The organism is Mucilaginibacter sp. GW821-FHT07H05, from assembly GCF_059418485.1.
The window spans coordinates 736,289-755,981 of the sequence record NZ_JBWKPY010000003.1 but is presented as its reverse complement, the minus strand read 5'-3'; the positions used below and the strand labels follow the sequence as shown (position 1 = coordinate 755,981).

Annotated in this window: 12 protein-coding genes; 8 read left to right on the top strand and 4 right to left on the bottom strand. The window is 44.2% G+C overall.

What is annotated here, in order from left to right; all coding sequences use genetic code 11:
* Window positions 1-292: 292 nt before the first annotated feature.
* Complete coding sequence (locus AC07M6_RS10880; protein WP_494889260.1) at window positions 293-706, bottom strand: hypothetical protein; 414 nt, start codon at window positions 704-706, stop codon at window positions 293-295.
* Window positions 707-1,053: 347 nt separating this feature from the next.
* The gene (locus AC07M6_RS10875) at window positions 1,054-1,596 is read right to left on the bottom strand and encodes a hypothetical protein (protein WP_494889258.1); all 543 of its coding nucleotides are present in this window, start codon (window positions 1,594-1,596) and stop codon (window positions 1,054-1,056) included.
* A 242-nt stretch (window positions 1,597-1,838) separates the two neighbouring features.
* On the opposite strand from AC07M6_RS10875, the gene AC07M6_RS10870 reads away from it, so the two are divergent.
* The 8 genes from AC07M6_RS10870 (at window position 1,839) to AC07M6_RS10835 (ending at window position 18,246) form a co-directional block, all read left to right on the top strand.
* Window positions 1,839-2,942, top strand: coding sequence for a Gfo/Idh/MocA family protein (locus AC07M6_RS10870; protein WP_494889256.1), 1,104 nt, complete (start codon window positions 1,839-1,841; stop codon window positions 2,940-2,942).
* 261 nt (window positions 2,943-3,203) lie between these two features.
* Entirely contained in the window at window positions 3,204-6,326 is a 3,123-nt protein-coding gene (locus tag AC07M6_RS10865) for a SusC/RagA family TonB-linked outer membrane protein (protein ID WP_494889254.1), read from the top strand.
* Between the two features lie 18 nt (window positions 6,327-6,344).
* On the top strand, window positions 6,345-8,195 hold the full coding sequence (locus tag AC07M6_RS10860) for a RagB/SusD family nutrient uptake outer membrane protein (protein ID WP_494889252.1): 1,851 nt from the start codon (window positions 6,345-6,347) through the stop codon (window positions 8,193-8,195).
* A gap of 22 nt (window positions 8,196-8,217) precedes the next feature.
* Complete coding sequence (locus tag AC07M6_RS10855; protein WP_494889250.1) at window positions 8,218-9,423, top strand: sialidase family protein; 1,206 nt, start codon at window positions 8,218-8,220, stop codon at window positions 9,421-9,423.
* Window positions 9,424-9,451: 28 nt separating this feature from the next.
* Window positions 9,452-10,864, top strand: a complete 1,413-nt coding sequence (locus tag AC07M6_RS10850) for a sialate O-acetylesterase (RefSeq protein WP_494889249.1) — start codon at window positions 9,452-9,454, stop codon at window positions 10,862-10,864.
* A 195-nt stretch (window positions 10,865-11,059) separates the two neighbouring features.
* Window positions 11,060-14,359, top strand: a complete 3,300-nt coding sequence (locus tag AC07M6_RS10845; protein WP_494889248.1) for a tetratricopeptide repeat protein — start codon at window positions 11,060-11,062, stop codon at window positions 14,357-14,359.
* Window positions 14,349-16,277, top strand: coding sequence for a DUF3857 domain-containing protein (locus AC07M6_RS10840; RefSeq protein WP_494889247.1), 1,929 nt, complete (start codon window positions 14,349-14,351; stop codon window positions 16,275-16,277). The genes AC07M6_RS10845 and AC07M6_RS10840 overlap by 11 nt, the downstream gene beginning before the upstream one ends.
* A 13-nt stretch (window positions 16,278-16,290) precedes the next feature.
* Window positions 16,291-18,246 (top strand): DUF3857 domain-containing protein, encoded by a 1,956-nt coding sequence (locus AC07M6_RS10835; protein WP_494889245.1) that lies wholly within the window; start codon window positions 16,291-16,293, stop codon window positions 18,244-18,246.
* A 101-nt stretch (window positions 18,247-18,347) separates the two neighbouring features.
* Here the strand turns inward: AC07M6_RS10835 and AC07M6_RS10830 are convergent, their stop codons facing one another.
* Both AC07M6_RS10830 and cobA read right to left on the bottom strand, forming a co-directional pair.
* Complete coding sequence (locus AC07M6_RS10830) at window positions 18,348-18,701, bottom strand: DUF7009 family protein (protein WP_494889243.1); 354 nt, start codon at window positions 18,699-18,701, stop codon at window positions 18,348-18,350.
* Window positions 18,698-19,435, bottom strand: coding sequence for a uroporphyrinogen-III C-methyltransferase (gene cobA / locus AC07M6_RS10825; protein ID WP_494889241.1), 738 nt, complete (start codon window positions 19,433-19,435; stop codon window positions 18,698-18,700). Before cobA ends, AC07M6_RS10830 begins: the two co-directional genes overlap by 4 nt.
* Window positions 19,436-19,693 lie beyond the last annotated feature (258 nt).

The window sequence follows — 19,693 nt, the reverse complement described above, 5'->3', positions numbered from 1 at the left end:
AGTATGGCTTTTGTTCCTGCTCTGTTGTGGCGCCTTCCTAACAACAGCGCAGCAGCGGGATTGCCTTAAAACCGGCCCTTTGAAAAAAGGGCCGGTTTTAAGTTGGGCACTGTAACTATCCGCGGGCAAAGCCAAAAAATGTGCTGATCAACTGCATTATATTTGCCATATGTGTATGTATTATTTATGGTGGGCATACCTAATCCATTGAGCTAATTGGGTAACAAAAAGCCATCGCATTTTTTCCTGCAATGGCTTTCCATTTCGATAAAAATGGCTGTTCCGGTTTCTTTTAGCCTTTTTTACCCATGCCCAATATCCAGGCGATACCGGCACCACCAATAGCAGCGATCACCGTCATCGCAACGATATCCACGGCCAGGCAACGTACCGTAAACATGGTGGTTGTGGCGTACCAGCTCAGGTCAACAAATAGTGCTACAAGCAGCCCGGTTACTGCGCCGCGCGAGGCACCTTGTGCTATCGATACGCCCGTGCTCCATTTTCCCAATATCAACGCGAAAAGAAAGCCCCAGGCCAGGTTGGAAAAAACAAGGGGAAGCATGTCGGGCGTTTTTTTCTGCATGGAAGCGGCCATACCGGAATTTGCCGACATAAAGTCCATGAGCAGTACACCGTAAACGAGCCAGCCGAGCAGGAAGAAGATCACGCCACCGGCAATGCCGGCAATTAAAATTTTGTTCATAATTGTGGTTTTAAGTGAATTGATTGATACTAAGTTAATTACAATATTTTAAATCGGGTAAGGGATAATTAATTATTTAATGCCATCCGATTCTATTGGCAACTGAACGTTTTTTCTGCGTTGTGCCATCCTGGCGAAGATCACATATTCGAGTGCCGCGGAAATATAAGTGCGAAAGGTATATCCTAAAACGGTTATTTCCATATATTCATAAAAACCCGCTGAACGGCTTCTTCAGCTTCTTCCAGGGTGGGCTGGGCTATGAATTTTAAAAAAATCCAATAATTTTAGAGTTGTATGACCTAATTTGCCATCCCCTCTAATTAAATATTAACATACAAAGCAGTTTATTTAGCATCAAAGTATTTTACTAATAGCTCTGCGCCGCTGGTTGCTATTTCCTTATCCTGATCTGGGCTGCCGCCTGAGAACACCGCCATAATATATCCCGAACTTACTTTTCTGATCACGCCACCCTTGTAACCATATTCTCCCTTTAGCGGCGGCCTTACACCGCTTCCGCTATCCTGGTAGGTATCCGCCATTTCCGACACTTTTGAACAGGCCACACCTAAGAGGTTAGATGCTCCTTTTTTGATCAGGCCAATTACTTTCATCTTTGATACCCATGATTTAACGGTATCGCCCGGAATAAATATAACAATGGCTACGCCTTTGATAGAAAGCTTTCCGGCCCCCTGCTCAATTGCTGATAACGCTTCATCGGCATGTTTCAAAAATAGCTTTTCTCCATTATCAGGTTTATAACGGGCATCTGCGGGTATTTTGTAATCCGGTTGCTTTCCATAGTTACGGCTTGCTCGTGGTATGAAAGAACATAGTAATCCACAAAGCAAAAAACTCATTAAAATTAACTGGTACTTTTTCATGATACGGATATGTTGTTCATACAAATAAGACTATATCCGGAAACATTTTATACCATCAGATTAGCCGATTCATAAATAATTTTGTCAACCGGAAAATACTGACTGGGCGATGTTGCGGGATATTAGCTATCTATTAACTCATTTTGTCATATCCTCATAAAACCTGTTGATTGAATAATGCTTTTATTAATTTCAATCATTGTAAACCATAGTCCGCTTTAGCTTAGTATCAAGATTGTAGTATGAAAAATAATCATGTTTCCCGCCGGGTTTTTATAGGGCAGATAGGCGTTGGCGCTGCTGCATTATTAACTGCGCCTTCGCTATATGCGGCATGGCAGGTACAACGGCCATTAGGCATAGCGCTGGTTGGGTTAGGGAAATACAGTACCGGGCAGTTAGGCCCGGCCTTAAAGCAAACGCAATATTGCAAGCTTAAAGGTGTGGTAACCGGCGATAAAGCCAAGGGCCAGAAATGGGCCGCAGATTATGGTTTCCCCGAAAAGAATATTTACAATTACGAAACCATGTCGCAACTGGCTGATAATCCGGATATTGATATCGTATATGTGGTAACGCCCAATGGCCTGCATGCCCAGCACGCCATTGCCGCCGCAAAAGCGGGTAAGCACGTTATTTGCGAGAAGCCTATGGCCAATACCGTTGCCGAATGTGATGCCATTATAAAAGCCTGCAACGATGCCAGGGTTAAATTATCTGTAGGTTATCGCTTGCATTTTGATCCTTATCATCAGGAACTAATGCGGTTGGCGCGCGATAAAGACTTTGGCACATTTACTAAAATGACAGGCGATCGCGGTTTTGTAATGAACAATAAAGTTTGGCGGGCAGATAAAAAGTTGGCAGGCGGCGGCCCCATGATGGACCTGGGTGTTTACATTATTCACGGGGCGTGTATGGCTGCCGGTGGGGTAGGCCCAATATCAGTGACCGCGAGCGAGATCCCTAAAACACGACCTGATATTTTTAGTGATGTAGAAGAGGGGATGAACTGGACCATGCAGTTCCCTGATGGTGCTGAATGTAAGGCTTTTACCAGCTACCGCCATAACGCGGACACCTTCAGGGCCGAAGGCGCAAAGGGGTGGATTGAGTTTAAAGAACATGCTTTTACCTATAAAGGCATGGTAGTGGAGACCAGCCGCGGCCCGCTTAATTTTACACCACCTTTTCAGCAGGCATTGCAGATAGACAATTTTGCCCAATGTATCATCAATAACAGCGCATCCGTTGTTCCGGGAACATTAGGACGGCGTGACCTGGTGATCCTGGAAGCTATTTATAAGGCGGCGCAAACCGGCAAAAGGGTGGCGGTGACTTATTAAAGCGATAGCAACGCGATTATCTTTAGCGATGTATTACTTATTGGGCGCTTACCGGCGCCCTTATAAGAACATGTTTAAGCATGCAAGCCATCCGGTTTTGCCATACAAATAAGGTGTTCTATCCTGATTGTAAGAAACATATAAATTTAATGTTACCGGCCATCGGTTAAATTAATTGAAAAAAAATATTGCAATAGTATTTTATTTTATACATTTGTTATGTACTACATAAGTATTTTAAACCTTTTTCTTTAACCAATTATGAATAAAAATTTACTAAGCTGCCCTGGCTTTAAGCTGGGGCGAAGTTTTCTTTTTGTGCTCTGTTGCCTGCTCGGCTTAAGCTCGTTCGGGCAAACGCGGGTTTTAAAAGTATCGGGTAAAATTACAGATGAACTTGACGGGCCCGTTGTTGGGGCTTCTGTCAGGATAGCCGGTACTACTCTTGGGGTAGTTTCTGATCGCGATGGGATATACGCGATCAATGTAAATCCGACGGACTCACTTGAATTTTCTTTTATCGGGTACAAGACCATTCGTTATGCTGTAAGGAACCGGGTAGATCTGAACGTTAAACTGGAAGCCCGCGCGGGTGGTCTTAACGAAGTAAGTATAGTAGGGTATGGGCAGCAAAAAAAGATCAGCGTGGTTGGTGCACAGTCAACGCTGGAAGCAAAGGACCTTAAATTGCCTATCCGTGATATCGCCAGTACTTTGGGCGGCCGGATAGCGGGAATAATTACTACTTCCAGGGGCGGTGGCCCCGGTCAGGATAACAATGGCTTTTTAATAAGGGGGGTATCTACTTTTGGTACCAGTTCGCGCACGCCGCTGATCATTATAGACGGGGTTCCCGATCGCGAGCTGAATGATGTTGATCCGGAAGATATCGAATCGTTTACCGTGTTAAAGGACGCGGTATCTACCGCGGTTTACGGTACCCGTGGCGCTAATGGCGTTATCCTGATCAACACCAAAAAAGGTGTTGCCGGCAAACCTGCCATTAATGTAGAGATTAACCAGGGTATTTCAAAATTTGTGCAGGTACCTAAATTAGTGGATGCACCAACCTGGATGACACTTTACAACGAGGCATTAACCACCCGGGGCAGGCAGGCCTTATATACGCCGGAAAGGATTGAATTGCATAGGAGCGGGGCTGATCCTGAACTGTATCCGAATGTGAACTGGTATGATGAGATTTTTCGTAAAAGCGGATCAACCCAAAGGGCTAATTTAAATGTCAGCGGCGGTTCAGATAAATCTACCTATTATATATCGGCAGGTTACTATGGCGAAACCGGTTTGCTTAAAGATAATCCTGATGACAAAAAATATAACATAAGTTCCTACTACAAACGCTATAACGCTACGATTAACATAGGGGTGAATGTTACCAGCACTACCAAGTTAGATCTGGGTATATCATCCATTATCGATCAGCGGAACGGCCCCAACGGCGGTACTAATGCCGACGCGTTGAATAATTTATTTGCGCAGGTTTTGCGTGTTCCTCCACACGTTATGCCGGGGCAGTATTCAAACGGCCTTTATACCCAATACCCGGGCGGTTTTAGCAGCCCCAATAAGATCGCTTTTGATTTTGGTTCTCAAAGCATATACACCGCAACCATTCGTCCAAACATCAAGCTTAAGCAGGACCTGGGTTTGATCACCAAGGGCTTATCAATTTCCGGCTTGTTTTCTTTTGATATCTATTCTGATGGCTCCAATGCGGTAGGTATTGCAGATCCGTCTTATTATGCAACGGGCCGGGATGCCAACGGTAAACTCATCCTGCAAACTACCAGGGACGCCACGGGGGTGTATAGCTATTCTTCAGCCAGAAGCTCAACGCACCGAATGTATACAGAGGCTGCGCTAAACTATAACCGTTCCTACGGAAAAAGTGACGTAGGCGGATTGCTGCTTTTTAACCAGTCCGAATTTGTAGATGGCAACGCGGCCACTTTTACCTCAGCGGTTCCTTACCGTAACCGTGGCCTCACAGGCAGGGCTACTTACGGGTATAACAATCGTTATTTCCTGGAAGGCAACTTTGGCTATACCGGTTCAGAAAACTTCAGTCCAAGTAAACGCTACGGATTTTTCCCTTCGGTGGGCGTTGGATATATCGTGTCTAACGAGAAGTTTTACAGCGCGATCAAAAACGTGATACCTTACTTCAAACTAAGATATAGTTACGGTTTAACAGGCAACGGCGCTTTCCCTACTCGGTTTCTTTATTTAACCCAATTAACAAAAACGGCGGCCTCGGGCTACCAGTTCGGCACGCCTACCTCACTTTCACCAGCCTACAGCGGTTATGCAGAATCCCAGATCGCTACCGACCCGAGCTGGGAAACCTCTTACCGGCATAACCTGGGCATCGAATTCGGATTTTTAAATAATGATCTTAAACTAACCGCAGAGTTATTCCGCGAGATAAGAAGGGGTATACTAAGGGCAGACCAAACAATTCCGTTAATATCTGGCTTTGGCGGGGTGAACCCGACCCGGAATATCGGTATTGTGCTGAATAAGGGTGTAGATGTTACCTTAACCTATAACCGCAATTTAGGTAACCGTAAATGGGTAAATATTACCGGAACTTTTACCTATAATAACAATATTAATTTAGAGGACGGGCTTCCCCCGCAAAAGTATCCATGGATGGAATGGAAGGGGAAGCAGGTGGATGCCAAAACCCTGTACATTGCCGAAGGCTTGTTTAAAGACCAGGCCGAGATCGATGCTTCGGCTAAGCAAACCGGCGATATACGCCCGGGCGATATCAAGTATAAAGACCTGAATAATGACGGCGTTATCGATGCAAATGATATTGCGCGCATTAACGTTTCGGGTACACCCAAGCTTATGTACGGTGTAAATATCGCCGTTGGCTATAAAGGTTTTGATATCGGCGCTTTTATACAAGGTACCGGCAAAGTGTGGCTGAATTACGGCTTAGGCGAGGGGACCCAGCCTTTTTCGGCCGGAGCCATTAGCCCGGCATTAATGACCATGGTTACCGACCGGTGGACGGAAAGCAACCCCAATCCCAACGCGTTTTACCCGCGCCTGAACAGCAATCAGGATCCCAATTCTAATTACCTTAACAGCACCTGGTGGCTTAAACCTTCGGGTTTCGTCCGGTTAAAAAGCGCGGAATTCGGATATACGCTAAACCAAAACTTTGTTAAACGCTACGGCCTTAAAAACCTCCGGGTATTTGTAAACGGGACTAACTTAATCACCCTGTCCAAATGGAAATACTGGGACCCCGAGCTTAACGATACGGGCACAAGCTCTAGCAATTATTCGCGCGGCGAATCATACCCGAACATAAAAGCCTTTAACATAGGCGCCCGCGTAACTTTTTAATCGCTTAAAAAACTGATCATGAAAACAAAAACTCATAATTATAAAAACCTGATGGTGATGGGCTTGCTGGCTCTTATCGTTTTGCTGCCAACCGGTTGTAAAAAAGGCTATTTTGATGGTGCACCGCAAGACATACAGACCATAGATATGGTTTTCAGCACCAAGCTGGAAGCGGAGAATTGGTTGTCGGGTGTATATAACCGCCTGCCGGATGTATGGGCCGACGGCAGTGTGACCGGGCGGGGTTTGGCCGAACTGTGCGACGAACTGGAAGAAACAACCCCTTCCATTATCGCTTCAGGTTCCTTAACCAGTCAAAGCAGTATTAACGTGTATACCAGCTACTATCAGGCCATCAGGCTCGCCAATATTTTTTTGGCCAATATCAATAATCCTAACAGTAACATTTTAGCCGAGCCGAATGGCCTGGACCTGATCAAACAATACACCGGCGAAGCGCGGTTTTTGCGGGCCTATTATTACTGGATGCTGATTAAATTATACGGGCCGGTTGTCCTTGTCGGCGATAAAGTTGCAGGGGTAGATGATAACTTCCAGTTACCCCGCAACACCTGGAGCGAATGCATCAGCTATATTGTTTCTGAAATGAATGCGGCTAAAGACCTGGTACCTGAAAAGCACGTGATCCCATCATCGGGAGTTGAGGACTTGACACAAACGGGCCGGATCAATAAACTGATCGTCGAATCGGTGCTCAGCGAAGTATTATTGTATGATGCCAGTCCGCTGTTTAACGGCAATACGGCTTTTGCCAATTTCAAAAACCCGGATGGCAAGGTGCTGATGAACCTCACCTATGATGCGGGTAAATGGGCTAGAGCGGCAACAGCTGCTAAAGTTGCTATAGACCATGCCACGGCAAACGGCAAAAAGCTATATAAGGAAACCAATGCCGATCCTTTTATTGCTGCGGTAAACTCATGCCGTAACTTGTTTTTAACGGGCTGGGCAGATGAAGGCATCTGGCTGCGCACAGTGACCGCTTATGCAGCCTGGGAATTAGATGCAGCGCCCCGCGCGGCCAATGGTACTGCTACTAATGCCATTTTATCGCTGCCCCAGGAAATGATTGATAAATACCGCATGATCAACGGTAAAAAAATTGACGAAGCCGGAAGCACTTATGTAGAAAGTGGTTTTACCGCTACTGCCAAAACGGGTTATTATGTAGCAGGAACATCCAACATGTATGTAAACCGCGAGCCCAGGTTCTACGCTAACGTAACTTTTAATGGCTCAAACATCCCGTTTGTACCTAAAACAGGGTTGACAAAGGTGGAGTTTTGGCCTGCCGGAAACTCGGGCAATGCAAATGGCAGCCAATCGATGTATCCAAAAACCGGTTACCTGGTACGTAAAAATACCAATGTAAGCCGCAATCTTTCAACCAATGCAGGTAACGTTGTCCGGCCGGCCATGTACATCCGGTTGGCCGAATTATACCTGGATTATGCCGAAGCGTTGAATGAGTCGGCTCCCGGTAATGCGGATATTTTGGTTTATCTGAACGCGATCCGTGTTCGGGGCGGAATCCCTGCCTTAACCGGAACATTTGATCAGGATACGATGCGCGGCCTGATTCAAAGAGAAAGATGTATAGAGCTATGTTATGAGGGGGACCGCTTTTTTGACATCCGCCGCTGGAAGATCGCTACCACGCCGGAAGGCCGCCAAAACGGGGACTTTTTTGGTATGAATGTATTTACCGGCACAGGACTGAGCGACCCCGCATATTATGTACGCACCAGGACCAGCACCCGCATTTGGAACGACAGATATTATTTTTTACCGCTGCCCCAAAGCGAGGTGCAAAAAAACCTGAACATGGTACAAACCTTTGGGTATTAACGCGCGATTGTTTATAATTATAATGATGCTAATGAGAAGCGGTATTTTTAAATGGTTGCCCCGCCGGATAACGGCGATAGGGATATTGGGCTTGGTTGTGCTGATGATGAGTAATTGTAAAATTAAACGCCTGGCCTATCAGCTAAGCGCGGCGGATAGCGCCGTTGTTTTTGAGCCGGTTAAGGGAAGCTACGCCTCTATGCGGATCCCTGCTTTGGTAATTACCAGGCAGGGTAGCTTACTGGCTTTTTGCGAAGGCCGTATCAAAAGCGCGGCTGATTGGGGGGATATGGACCTGCTGATGCGCCGCAGTACCGATGGCGGCAAAACATGGTCGCCCCCGGTTATATTGGCAGCCCATGAGGGCGGCAACCCCGTAAGCAACCCAACCCCGGTGGTGGGTAAAGACGGTACCATACACCTGTTATATCAGCGCGATTATGCCCGGGCCTACTACATCAAATCTGTTGATGACGGCCTGCATTGGACCAGCGCGGCCGATATTACCGACGTGTTTGAAGGCTTTAAGCCAGCGTATAACTGGACAGTGCTTGCACCCGGGCCGGGCCATGCCATTCAAATGGCTAATGGCCGGTTATTAGTGCCGGTTTGGTTAAGTGCCTCTGAAAAGCTTTTACCGCACAGGAGCCATAGCCCTACCTGTGTAGTAACTATTTACAGCGACGATAATGGCCGCACCTGGCAGCGCGGCGTTATTGCAGCCAATAATTCGCCGCAAATAAAAAATCCTAATGAAACAATGGCCGTACAGTTAAACGATGGGCGGGTAATGCTCAATATCCGTACAGGATCGGATGTTCACCGGCGTGTGGTTACTTATAGTGCAGACGGGATCAGCGGCTGGTCGAATCCGCAATTTGATCAGCAATTATTCGATCCCCTGTGCATGGCCAGTATTGTGAATATCCCCGATAAAAGCAAAGGGGCTGCCAGTACGCTACTGTTTATTAACCCGGACAGCCATGATATAGCAAAATTTCCCCGGCGCAATTTAACGGCAAAAATAAGTTATGATGCCGGTAAAACCTGGTCGTCCGGGCAACTCATCAATAATGGCTATAGCGGATATTCTGATACCGCGGTTGGTCCGGATGGAACGGTTTATTGCCTGTACGAATCTAATATTAACAGCAGTTTTAACTATACTATTGTATTAAAACGCTTCCGTTTAAGCGGCTTTAGGGCAGGTAAAATCATTAAGGAGTAATCTGCCGGGCTAACAAGTTTTATCAAATATGAAAATAAGAAATACCAAATTTATCCTGTGCAGCCTCCTGCTATTAAGCGGCAGCGCGTTTGCCAAAGTTGTTCTTCCGGCGGTTATTGGCAACAATATGGTGCTACAGCAAAACGCGCAGGTGGCGTTGTGGGGCAAGGCCAGGGCCAACGCCAAAGTGGTTGTTACCACCTCATGGAACCATAAGCAATATACCGTTTGGGCACAAAAAGACAGCACCTGGCGGCTAAAAGTACAAACACCAAAGGCAGGTGGACCGTATGAAGTGAGTTTTAATGACGGCCAGCCGCTGGTTTTAAAGAATATATTAATTGGCGAAGTATGGGTATGTTCGGGGCAGTCTAACATGGAAATGCCGGTGAAGGGCTTCGGCAATCAGCCAATATTAAACAGCAATGATCTGTTGATGGATGCGGAAAACCCCAATATCCGTTTGTTTAGGTTGGAAAGGGCATTAACCCGTTCTCCTCAAACCGATTGTAAAGCTACCCCATGGGAAGAAGCCAACGCGCAAAGCGTTAAAGATTTCAGCGCTGTCGGCTATATGTACGCCAAAATACTACAGGAAAGATTAAAAGTGCCTGTGGGGGTAATCATGTCGGTTTGGGGCGGTACGATGGTAGAAGCCTGGATGGACCAGGCCAGTCTGAAGGAATTCCCGGAAATTAAAATGGCGCCGGATACCGCGAAGGTGATCAATAAAAATGATCCAACCGTGCTGTTTAACGCCATGATCAATCCTTTTGTTGGTTATGGTATTAAAGGGGTGATCTGGTACCAGGGCGAGCAAAACCGCGTTAACTACTATCAATATGATAAGCTGCTGGCGGCAATGGTTAAGCAATGGCGTAAGATTTGGGAAATGGGAGAATGGCCGTTTTATTACGTGCAAATTGCACCCTATACCTACACGCCGAAAGACAAGCAAGGGCTGGCTCCCTACTTAAGGGAAGCGCAGCAAAAGGCTTTGGCCGAAATTCCCAACTCGGGTATGGCAGTGACAATGGATGTGGGCAGCGAAAAGGCGATCCATCCGCCCGATAAATTGCCGGTCAGTAAACGGCTGGCCTATTGGGCGCTGGCTAATACTTACGGTAAAAAAGGTGTAAATTACCAAAGCCCTGTTTATAAATCCATCAAGATTACCGGCAGTACTGCATTTGTTAATTTTAATGATACGCCAAATGGGTTGACTACCTTTGGCAAGGACCTGTCGGCATTTGAAATAGCCGGCGATGACCGGGTCTATTATCCCGCCAGGGCAAAAATAACCGGCAATGGGGTAACTGTTCAAAGTGAAAACGTAAAGGCCCCGGTGGCCGTTCGGTATGCTTTTAAAGACTGGATTATTGGCGATCTTTACAATACCGAAGGATTACCGGTTACACCATTCCGAACAGATAACTGGTAAGTGCGATATAAAGCTGAAGATGCAGCTATGATTAAGCCCTGTCGATTTATAACGCTTGGCTTGTTTGCTGCCACTTAAGCGTAAGTACGGCTGGTAGCCTGTGATTATTGTGCTATTTTTTTCCACATTTACTTTTTTTGAAAGAAAATATAGTTACTTTAAAGGCTAAATAAAAACCAGACCTTTGCTTATTATATGAAACTTAATGCGATCCTCTTTATCCTATTCTTCGCAACTATTACTTCTGCATCAGCACAAAAAACCGGATTGATCAATTCTGGCGAATTACTAAAACAAGGAGCCGTACTCCATGATTCCAGTGATTATAAAAAAGCGCTGCAGCTTTACGAAAAAATTAGCCGCAGCGATACCAACTATGTCAGATGCTTATATGAAAAAGCATTAACCTGCGAAGCTGATAGCCAATACGCGCAGGCTATAAAATATTGCCGCGAAGGGCTTGCCCTTAAAGAACAAAGGGAGTTTGAGCCCGACTTGTATGTTATTTACGGCAGCACACTAAGCGATATGAAGGAGTATGGCCAGGCCGTTAAGGTTTTTGACCAGGCTATAGCTAAATATCCCCAAACAGCCCTATTGTATTTTAATAAAGGGATAGCTTTATTAGGGCAAAACCGATTTGCGGATGCGGAACAAGTGTTTCAAAAAACGCTTTTTGTTAACCCGTATGTATATAGCGCGCATTACCAGTTAGCGCTGGCAGCATTGCAGCAAGGCAAGCTTGTGCCCGCGTTTTTAAGCTGTGTGAGTTACCTGTTAATGAGCCCACAAGGGCGGTATTTTTCAAAATCTATCAACATGCTCAGCCAAATATCTAAGGGTACGGATGAGATACTGGCATTTAAAAATAAACGTACTGAGGCGCCGGACGCCAATTACCAGATGGTAGAGGAAATTGTACTATCAAAAATAGCGCTCGATAAGCAATACAAACCACTTATCGCACTTGACGATGTACTGTCGCGCCAGATACAGGTTGTGTTTGAGAAATTGGAATACGATGCGCAAAGCAAGGATTTTTATATCCAGTACTATTTACCCTACTTTAAACAGGTATTTAAGGACGGCAAATTTGAGCTGCTGATTAACTCCGCGTTTTCTAACGCTGATGTACCCCTGATAACGGATTACAATAAAAAGAACAGAAAAGCCATAGATGCTTTCCTGGCCGAGGCGGGCAATTACTTTAACACGATCCGTTCTACCCGGATGTTAAAATATAGCAGCAGAGACACGGTTACCAGCAGGTACGCCTATGAAAGCGGTAAGCTGGTAGGGAAAGGCGTGTTGACCAATAACGGCAAAACACTTACCGGCCCCTGGGAACTGTATTACGCGGCGGGCAACCTCAAAGGCCGGGGGCTGTATACCCAAACAGGCGAGCGTACCGGCGAGTGGACCTTTTATAATTATAACGGGACGCTAAAAGCAACTGAACATTACGCCAGCGGAAAACTCCAGGGCCAGCAGGATTACTATTTTGATAATGGTAATTTTTCATCGCATGAAATGCAGGCAAACGGCCAGTTGGAAGGCCCCGCAACTACTTATTACTACGGCGGCGCAAAAAAAATGGAGGTCAGCTTTAAAGCCGGTAAAAAAGATGGAACAGAAAAAGTTTACTATACCAATGGTAACTTAAAATCGGTAAACGGATATGTTAATGGTGTATTGAACGGGCCAGCTAAAGAGTATTATCAAAGCGGTGCTATAAAAGAATCGGGCGTATATGTTAACGGGAAAACCGAAGGCCCTTATAAATCATACAATGAATTAGGCGGTATAGCCGCCGAAATGACCTTTTTAAAAGATAAGGTTGATGGGGAGTGGAAATCCTATTATACTAATGGAAAACCAAAAGAAAAGCGCAACTATGCCGCCGAAGTAGAGGAGGGGCTACACCAGGAATACTATGATAATGGACAACTTTCGGAAACCTACAACGTTAAAAAAGGGAAAATAAACGGCGAGGCCGTTTATTATAGTAAAACCGGCAAAATATATTCAACTATTATGTACGATAATGGCGTGATCCGGTCGGCTAAATATGTTGACCCTGCCGGGAAGCAATTATTTGCCTCGGTTTTTAAGAACAATTTAATCGATATCATATCATTTACACCGGATGGTACTAAAAAAGGACATTTTACCTACGATCAGAAAGGCGACCTGACAGGGCCTGATACCTTGTTCTATCCGTCGGGGAAAGTTAACCAGGTTAGCCAGTACAAAAATGGCCAGTTGAGCGGTCCTGTTATTACCTACTATTTAAATGGCCGGAAGAAATCGGAAATCAACATGACCGACGATAAAGAAGACGGCTATTATGAAAGCTTTTATGTGAATGGGAAACCCGAAGTGGAAGGCTGGATCCAAATGGGCGAACGCCAGGGCGAGTGGATTTACTATGATGCACAGGGTAAACCCAATATGAAAACTTATTATGTAGATAGCGAGGTAAGCGGTTATAAAGAAGAGTTTGATCCTGCCGGAAAAAAAATACTGGAGCAAAAATATGATACAGGCTTGTTGGAAAAAATGATCCAATATGATGAAAGTGGGAAAGAGATAGCGGTAGATAGTTTCCCCAAAGGATCGGGCAAGTATACCCTGCTTTATACCAGCGGGAAGGTGCATGCACAATCAAACTACGTTAATGGCAACCTGAATGGTTTATACAAAACGTTTTATTTTGATGGCAGTCTTGAAAGTAGCTTTTTTTATAAAAACGGAGAGATGGACAGCACCTACGTTGCCTATTATTATGGCGGCGCCAAATACTGCGAAAGGCAATATCATTACGGCAACAGGGTTGGTAAGTGGAATGCCTATAACGAGGACGGTTCTTTATCAAGCATTACAAACTATGTAAATGGCGAGGCCAGCGGCGAACGCATTTATTACAATAATGATGGTACCAAAGATTTTGTAGCCACTTATAAGGATGATATGCTTGACGGCATCTCCCAAAAATTTGATATTGACGGTACATTGGCCTATCAGGTTGATTTTGAAAACGATGCCACTAAAGCATACTCGTACCTGGGTAAGGACGGCAAACTGCTACCGTTTATTCCTGTTGCCAATGTTAGCGGCGATTTTAAATCGTACTATGCAAACGGGAAGATTTCGCGGGAGTGCGGTTATAGCGACGGTGTAAAACACGGTAAAATAAAAGTGTACTACAGCAACGGGCAGATCCGTTCGGATGATAACATGGTTTATGGCGTTAATGACGGGGTATCTATGGAGTACTATCCCGATGGAAAACTAATGTCCCAATCTGTTTATGTATTGGATAATCTGGAAGGTGTGGCGAAGGAATACTACAAAAATGGCACGTTGAAAAAAGAAACGGCTTACGTAAACGGAAATAACCACGGCCCCACAAAATATTATGATCAAACTGGCAAAGTTACCAAAACACTGTTGTATAATTACGGTAATTTGATTTCTGTGAAAAATGAAAAATAACCCCCTTAGCGGATTAGTTGCAGTAGCGTTTAGTTGTTTTTTGTTAGCCGGTGGCCAATTAAAAGCCCAAACATTTGACGAGCTGTGCAAGCAGTTTCCCGACGAGAAGGCCGTATTGTTAACCCGTAATCTGGAGTATACGATAAACTTAAAGGATGGTCAGCCTAATGTTGAAAGCCGTGAAGTGCAGCAGTTAGCCTATCTGCAAAGCGCGGCCACCACCTATCTAAGCGATTTTAGTTTTTCGCACAGCGATTTTCAAAAACTCGACACTTACCAGGCCTATACCCGCACAGCCGATGGTAAAAAGCTAAAGGTTACCGATTTTAAAACCAGCACCAGTAAAGAGAGTTTTGTTTTTTACGATGATTTTAAAAATACCACCTTCAATTTCCCGGCAGTAGCGCCCGGCGCTATCGGCAACCTGGAAGTATCGTGGAAAAATAAGGAGCCGCATTTATTAAGTCCATATTACTTTTCGAGTTTTATACCGGTAGTTAATAGCCAGCTGAAGCTGACGGTAGCCGATAATGTATCGGTAAAATACCGGCTGATGGGTTTGGATACCAGCCATATAACCGTAAAAACAGAGCATAGCCGGGGAAACACGGTTTACACCTTTCTCTACAAAAATTGCCCGCCCGAACGGAGGTATCCTGATGCGCCGGGCTATGGGTGGTATTTACCTCATGTTATTTTTTATATCGAGAGTTATAAAGCAGATGATGGTAAAACGGTTAGTTACCTGGCTAATGTAAACGACTTGTACCAGCTAAACTATAGCTATATCAAGCCAATTAATACCACGATAAGCCCGGAGTTAAAGCATATTGTAGACTCCCTGACAGCGAATGTAACCCAGCCTGAAATGAAGGCTAAAAATATTTATAACTGGGTGCAGCACAATATTAAATATGTGGCTTTTGAAGATGGGATGGAAGGCTTTGTTCCCCGTGACGCGGGCCTTGTTTGCAGCCGCCGCTTTGGCGATTGTAAAGATATGGCCAGTATCCTGACCGAAATGATAAAAGCTGCAGGTATACCCGCCTACTTTACCTGGATTGGTACCCGTAACCTGCCCTATAAATTTAGCGAGGTACCCTTGCCGCTGGTCAGTAACCACATGATCTGTACTATTAAGCTTGGCGATCAGTTCATTTTTTTAGATGGGACCGATCCTACCTGTGTTTTCGGTACGCCGTCTTATGGTATCCAGGATAAAGAGGCCATGCTATCTATCAGCGAAAAGGAATATAAAATTATTAAAGTGCCGGCAGTAGATAAAACCGACAATTTGCTTAGCGATACTACCTGGCTGGACCTAACGCCAACTGGTATAAAAGGGAGGATCAAGCAAAATCTCAATGGTTATTTTGCCTCAGAGATCTATAGCAAACTGATGTATTTGAATGGCCGTAATACCGACGAAAGTATGAAAGCCGAATTTACACGCGGCTCGAACAAATTTATACTGGATAATTTCCATATTGATAATCAGCAAAAGGCCGATCATATTACGCTATCTGCCAATTTCAGCCTACCCGATTATTCTAAAAAAATCGGAGACGAGTATTATTTAAATTTAAACCTTTTTAAGTTTTACGCCAACGAGCAAATCGACCATCCGCGCCGTAAGGTACCGGTAGAATACGACTTTAAGTATATTAAAAAGTATGTCACCATGCTAAAGATACCCGAAGGATATAAGCTAAGCTATCTGCCGCAAGGCAAAGCTTTCCATAATCAAATATGGGGTTTTGATTTACAGTACCAGCAAAAAGGCAGCTACGTTATTTTAACCCAGGAGTTTGATAATGAAAACCTGTTGCTTACCAACGATCAGTTTGAATTGTGGAATAAAGTGCTCGAAAATCTGTCGCCCCTGTATAAAGAAACACTAAGCCTAACTAAAATTTAATAAAATCATTTTCATGAAAAGACAGCTGCTAACCCTGTTCACAATTTTTACAGCAATACAATATACCTACGGTCAGGGTCAGATAGAAAAAGAGACCTGGGCCGATAAGCCGGTGCTGCACAACCTGGATAGTAAATACAGTAAAGAATCGGCCGTTATATTGCTTGATAAAAGAAGGGTAGAATACGCGGACGAAGAAAAAAATATGGTTGCGCAATATTATACCCTGCATAAGCTTATCCATATTAACGATGACCGCGGGATAGAGAACTTTAACAAGATCTACTTGGGATTTAACGAGCGGGCAGACGTTGTTGACATTAAGGCCCGTGCTATTTTACCCGGCGGAAAAATTATCGAGCTGGATAAAAATAACATTAAAGACCTGAAAGAAGAAGATGGCAATACCTACAAGATATTTGCTATGGATGGTTTAAGCAAAGGTTGCGAGGTTGAGTATTTCTATACCTTTAAAAGGCCGACCAACTTTTTTGGCCACGAGCAAATACAAAGCGGTTTCCCGGTGCAGCGCAGTTTGTTTCAACTGATCGGGCCCGAACGTTTAAGGTTTGATGTGAAGGTTTATAACGGCGAGGTTGCATCTACCGATACCATCATCGGTAAAAAGAAGATCATCCAATGCGTAGCCGAAGGGACAGCTGGCGCCGATGAAGAGAAGTATGCGTATTACTATGCCAACTTAAAAAGGATCGAATACAAGCTTTCATATAACGATGCCGTACAAAAAGGCGAGCGCTTATTTACCTGGAATGAGTTTGCTAAAAGGGTACAAAGCTCGTATAGTTATTGTACAGACAAAGAACTTAAAAAAGTACAGGATATAATTAAGGCAAATGGCTGGGATAAAATTACCGACGAGACCAAAAAGATAACCGGGGTTGAAAATTATATTAAAAAATCCTACGCCTATAACGAAGACCTGAAGGATGAAGAACCTAATATGGTTGGGAATGTTATCCAAAATAAAATTGGCGGTACAAGCGGTTTGGTGCGTTTGTATGGCGCTATTTTTAAAGAACTGGGTGTCAACTATCAATTTGTGCTAACCGGCGACAGGACTAAACTAATTGTTGATAAAACGTTTGAAAACTGGAACAACTGCGATAATGTGCTGGTTTATTTCCCAACCGAAGGTAAATTTTTAGCCCCTGGCAGGCCCGATTACCGCTATCCGTTTATTAACCCTACCTGGGGCGGAACAAACGGCGTATTTTTAAAAAGTACCTCTATCGGGAGTTTTACAACCGCTATAGCCGAGATTAAAACCATTGAGCTGGAAGATTATAGTAAATCATTTAATAACATCGAGACGCGCCTGGAGTTGAATAAAGACCTTGATTCCATCAGTATTGATGCCAGGCAAATATACGGCGGCTACGCTGCTGCCCCTTACAAGGGTGCCTTTAATTTCTCAAACGAGGAGCAAAAAAGGAACATCACTAAAGAACTTGTTAAGCAAGTATCCAGTACCGATCATATCCTTTTCTCGGAAACGCTAAACGCGGAATTTGACAACGATAAGCCCCTGATATTGCACAGCAAAACTAAATCGGGCGAGTTAATTGAGAAGGCCGGCAATAAATTGCTGCTAAAAATTGGGATGGCTATTGGGCAGCAGGTAGAGATGTACCAGGAGAAATCAAGGCAGCAGCCCGTAAATATGGAATTTGGGCATGTGGAAGAAAGAAAGATAGATTTTGTGATCCCGGCGGGTTATGCCATCAGTAATGCCAACGATTTGAAAATGGAAGAGGTGTTTAAAGATAATGACGAGCTAACCATGGGTTTTGTATCTAACTACGAGATAAAAGGGAATATATTATCCATACATATCAGGGAAGAATACCGCAAGTCATTTTACCCGCTTAGCCAGTTCAACCAGTTTAGGAAAATCATTAACCAGTCTTCCGATTTTAATAAAGTTGTATTGGTGTTGCAAAAAATATAGTATCCTTTAACAAAGTTGGCGCTGTAGCCATTCAATAACTGCGGGTGGCTTTAATAAGGCCCCCGCTAACTTTTAACGCGTTACCTTTTAATAAAAGGATCTCACATTTTGACCATTAGCGGATTGGGGTAATTATCGCTTTGGTCTTCGGCTACATTATCCAGGCACATAAAGTCCTTCTCGATAAGCAGGTACAGGCCATCTTCATTACTGTCAAAACCAACCCGCTCGGTTGTTGTCCATTCATCCAGCATCCACCCGGGCATGTAAAGGGTAATATTGTTGTTTTCAAAACCGGCGCACAAATTACCACTGATCATTTTTTGTAAGGAATAAGTTAACCTGGCCGCGCCAAAGTCGGTAGTATCTTCCAGATAGCCGTCCTGTGCAAAACGCTCAACTTCCGACCGTGTTAGCCTGTATCTTAAAGAGTCTCCTTTAATACGTATTTTCATATCGTTAGTGCGTTAATATCTGTTACTTGTCCAATAATAATAATAGCGGGGTATGTCAGGCCATGTTGTTCGGCCAGGGCGGGCATGTCTTTAATTGTTCCGCGGGCCACCTTTTGTTGCGGTAACGATGCATGTTGTATAATGGCTGCAGGGGTATCGCCCTTGTTTTCCCTGGTATAGGTATCGGCAATTACGCTCAGTTGTTTCATGCCCATATAAATAACTACAGTGGCATTGCTTTGCATGGCCAGCCGCAGATCGGCAGATAGGGTGCCATCCTTTTTGGTACCGGTTACCACCCATATCCCTTCGCTTAACGACCGGTGCGTAAGTGGTATATCTTCAAAGCCGGCGGCCTGCATACTGGTAATGCCCGGAATAAATTGGGTCTTTATGCCTAAACTGCGCGCATAAATGATCTCTTCAAACCCGCGGCCAAATATAAATGGGTCGCCGCCCTTTAATCTCACTACTTTACCCCTGGTAAAAGCATAATGGGCAATCATTTCATGTATGGCTTCCTGTGTGGTGTATTCACTATATGGGCGCTTACCTACATAAATCTTTTCGCATGTGTCCGGGGTCAGGTCAAGTAACTCCTTATTAGCCAGATTATCATAAAGCACCACATCGGCCTGCTGAAGGATACGCTGACCTTTAACCGTGATCAATTCCGGGTCGCCGGGACCGGCACCCATTACGATTAGCTCGGGAAGTATAGGTTTGCTGGTCATTATTTTCTATTTAAAACTAAAATTTGATGCGTTATTGGTAGATATGCTAATTTATTAAAACCTATTTTAATGATTGTTATCAAATTTCGGATTTAAAAATGATTTTTTTAATAAAAAACTGATAAAAATTATGATTTATATCATTAAAATATTGTTAAAATCATAAAAATGACTCAAAAAATGAAAATTTACCGCTCTTGATTGTTATTTTGTTCAGATAATTGGTTATTATTGCTATTGTAAATGCATTTGGCCGCA

Excerpts from the sequence above, each read along its gene's own strand:
- AC07M6_RS10880 (WP_494889260.1), bottom strand. The coding sequence starts at position 706 with ATGAACAAAATTTTAATTGCCGGCATTGCCGGTGGCGTGATCTTCTTC.
- AC07M6_RS10875 (WP_494889258.1), bottom strand. The coding sequence starts at position 1,596 with ATGAAAAAGTACCAGTTAATTTTAATGAGTTTTTTGCTTTGTGGATTA.
- AC07M6_RS10870 (WP_494889256.1), top strand. The coding sequence starts at position 1,839 with ATGAAAAATAATCATGTTTCCCGCCGGGTTTTTATAGGGCAGATAGGC.
- AC07M6_RS10865 (WP_494889254.1), top strand. The coding sequence starts at position 3,204 with ATGAATAAAAATTTACTAAGCTGCCCTGGCTTTAAGCTGGGGCGAAGT.
- AC07M6_RS10860 (WP_494889252.1), top strand. The coding sequence starts at position 6,345 with ATGAAAACAAAAACTCATAATTATAAAAACCTGATGGTGATGGGCTTG.
- AC07M6_RS10855 (WP_494889250.1), top strand. The coding sequence starts at position 8,218 with ATGATGCTAATGAGAAGCGGTATTTTTAAATGGTTGCCCCGCCGGATA.
- AC07M6_RS10850 (WP_494889249.1), top strand. The coding sequence starts at position 9,452 with ATGAAAATAAGAAATACCAAATTTATCCTGTGCAGCCTCCTGCTATTA.
- AC07M6_RS10845 (WP_494889248.1), top strand. The coding sequence starts at position 11,060 with ATGAAACTTAATGCGATCCTCTTTATCCTATTCTTCGCAACTATTACT.
- AC07M6_RS10840 (WP_494889247.1), top strand. The coding sequence starts at position 14,349 with ATGAAAAATAACCCCCTTAGCGGATTAGTTGCAGTAGCGTTTAGTTGT.
- AC07M6_RS10835 (WP_494889245.1), top strand. The coding sequence starts at position 16,291 with ATGAAAAGACAGCTGCTAACCCTGTTCACAATTTTTACAGCAATACAA.
- AC07M6_RS10830 (WP_494889243.1), bottom strand. The coding sequence starts at position 18,701 with ATGAAAATACGTATTAAAGGAGACTCTTTAAGATACAGGCTAACACGG.
- cobA (WP_494889241.1), bottom strand. The coding sequence starts at position 19,435 with ATGACCAGCAAACCTATACTTCCCGAGCTAATCGTAATGGGTGCCGGT.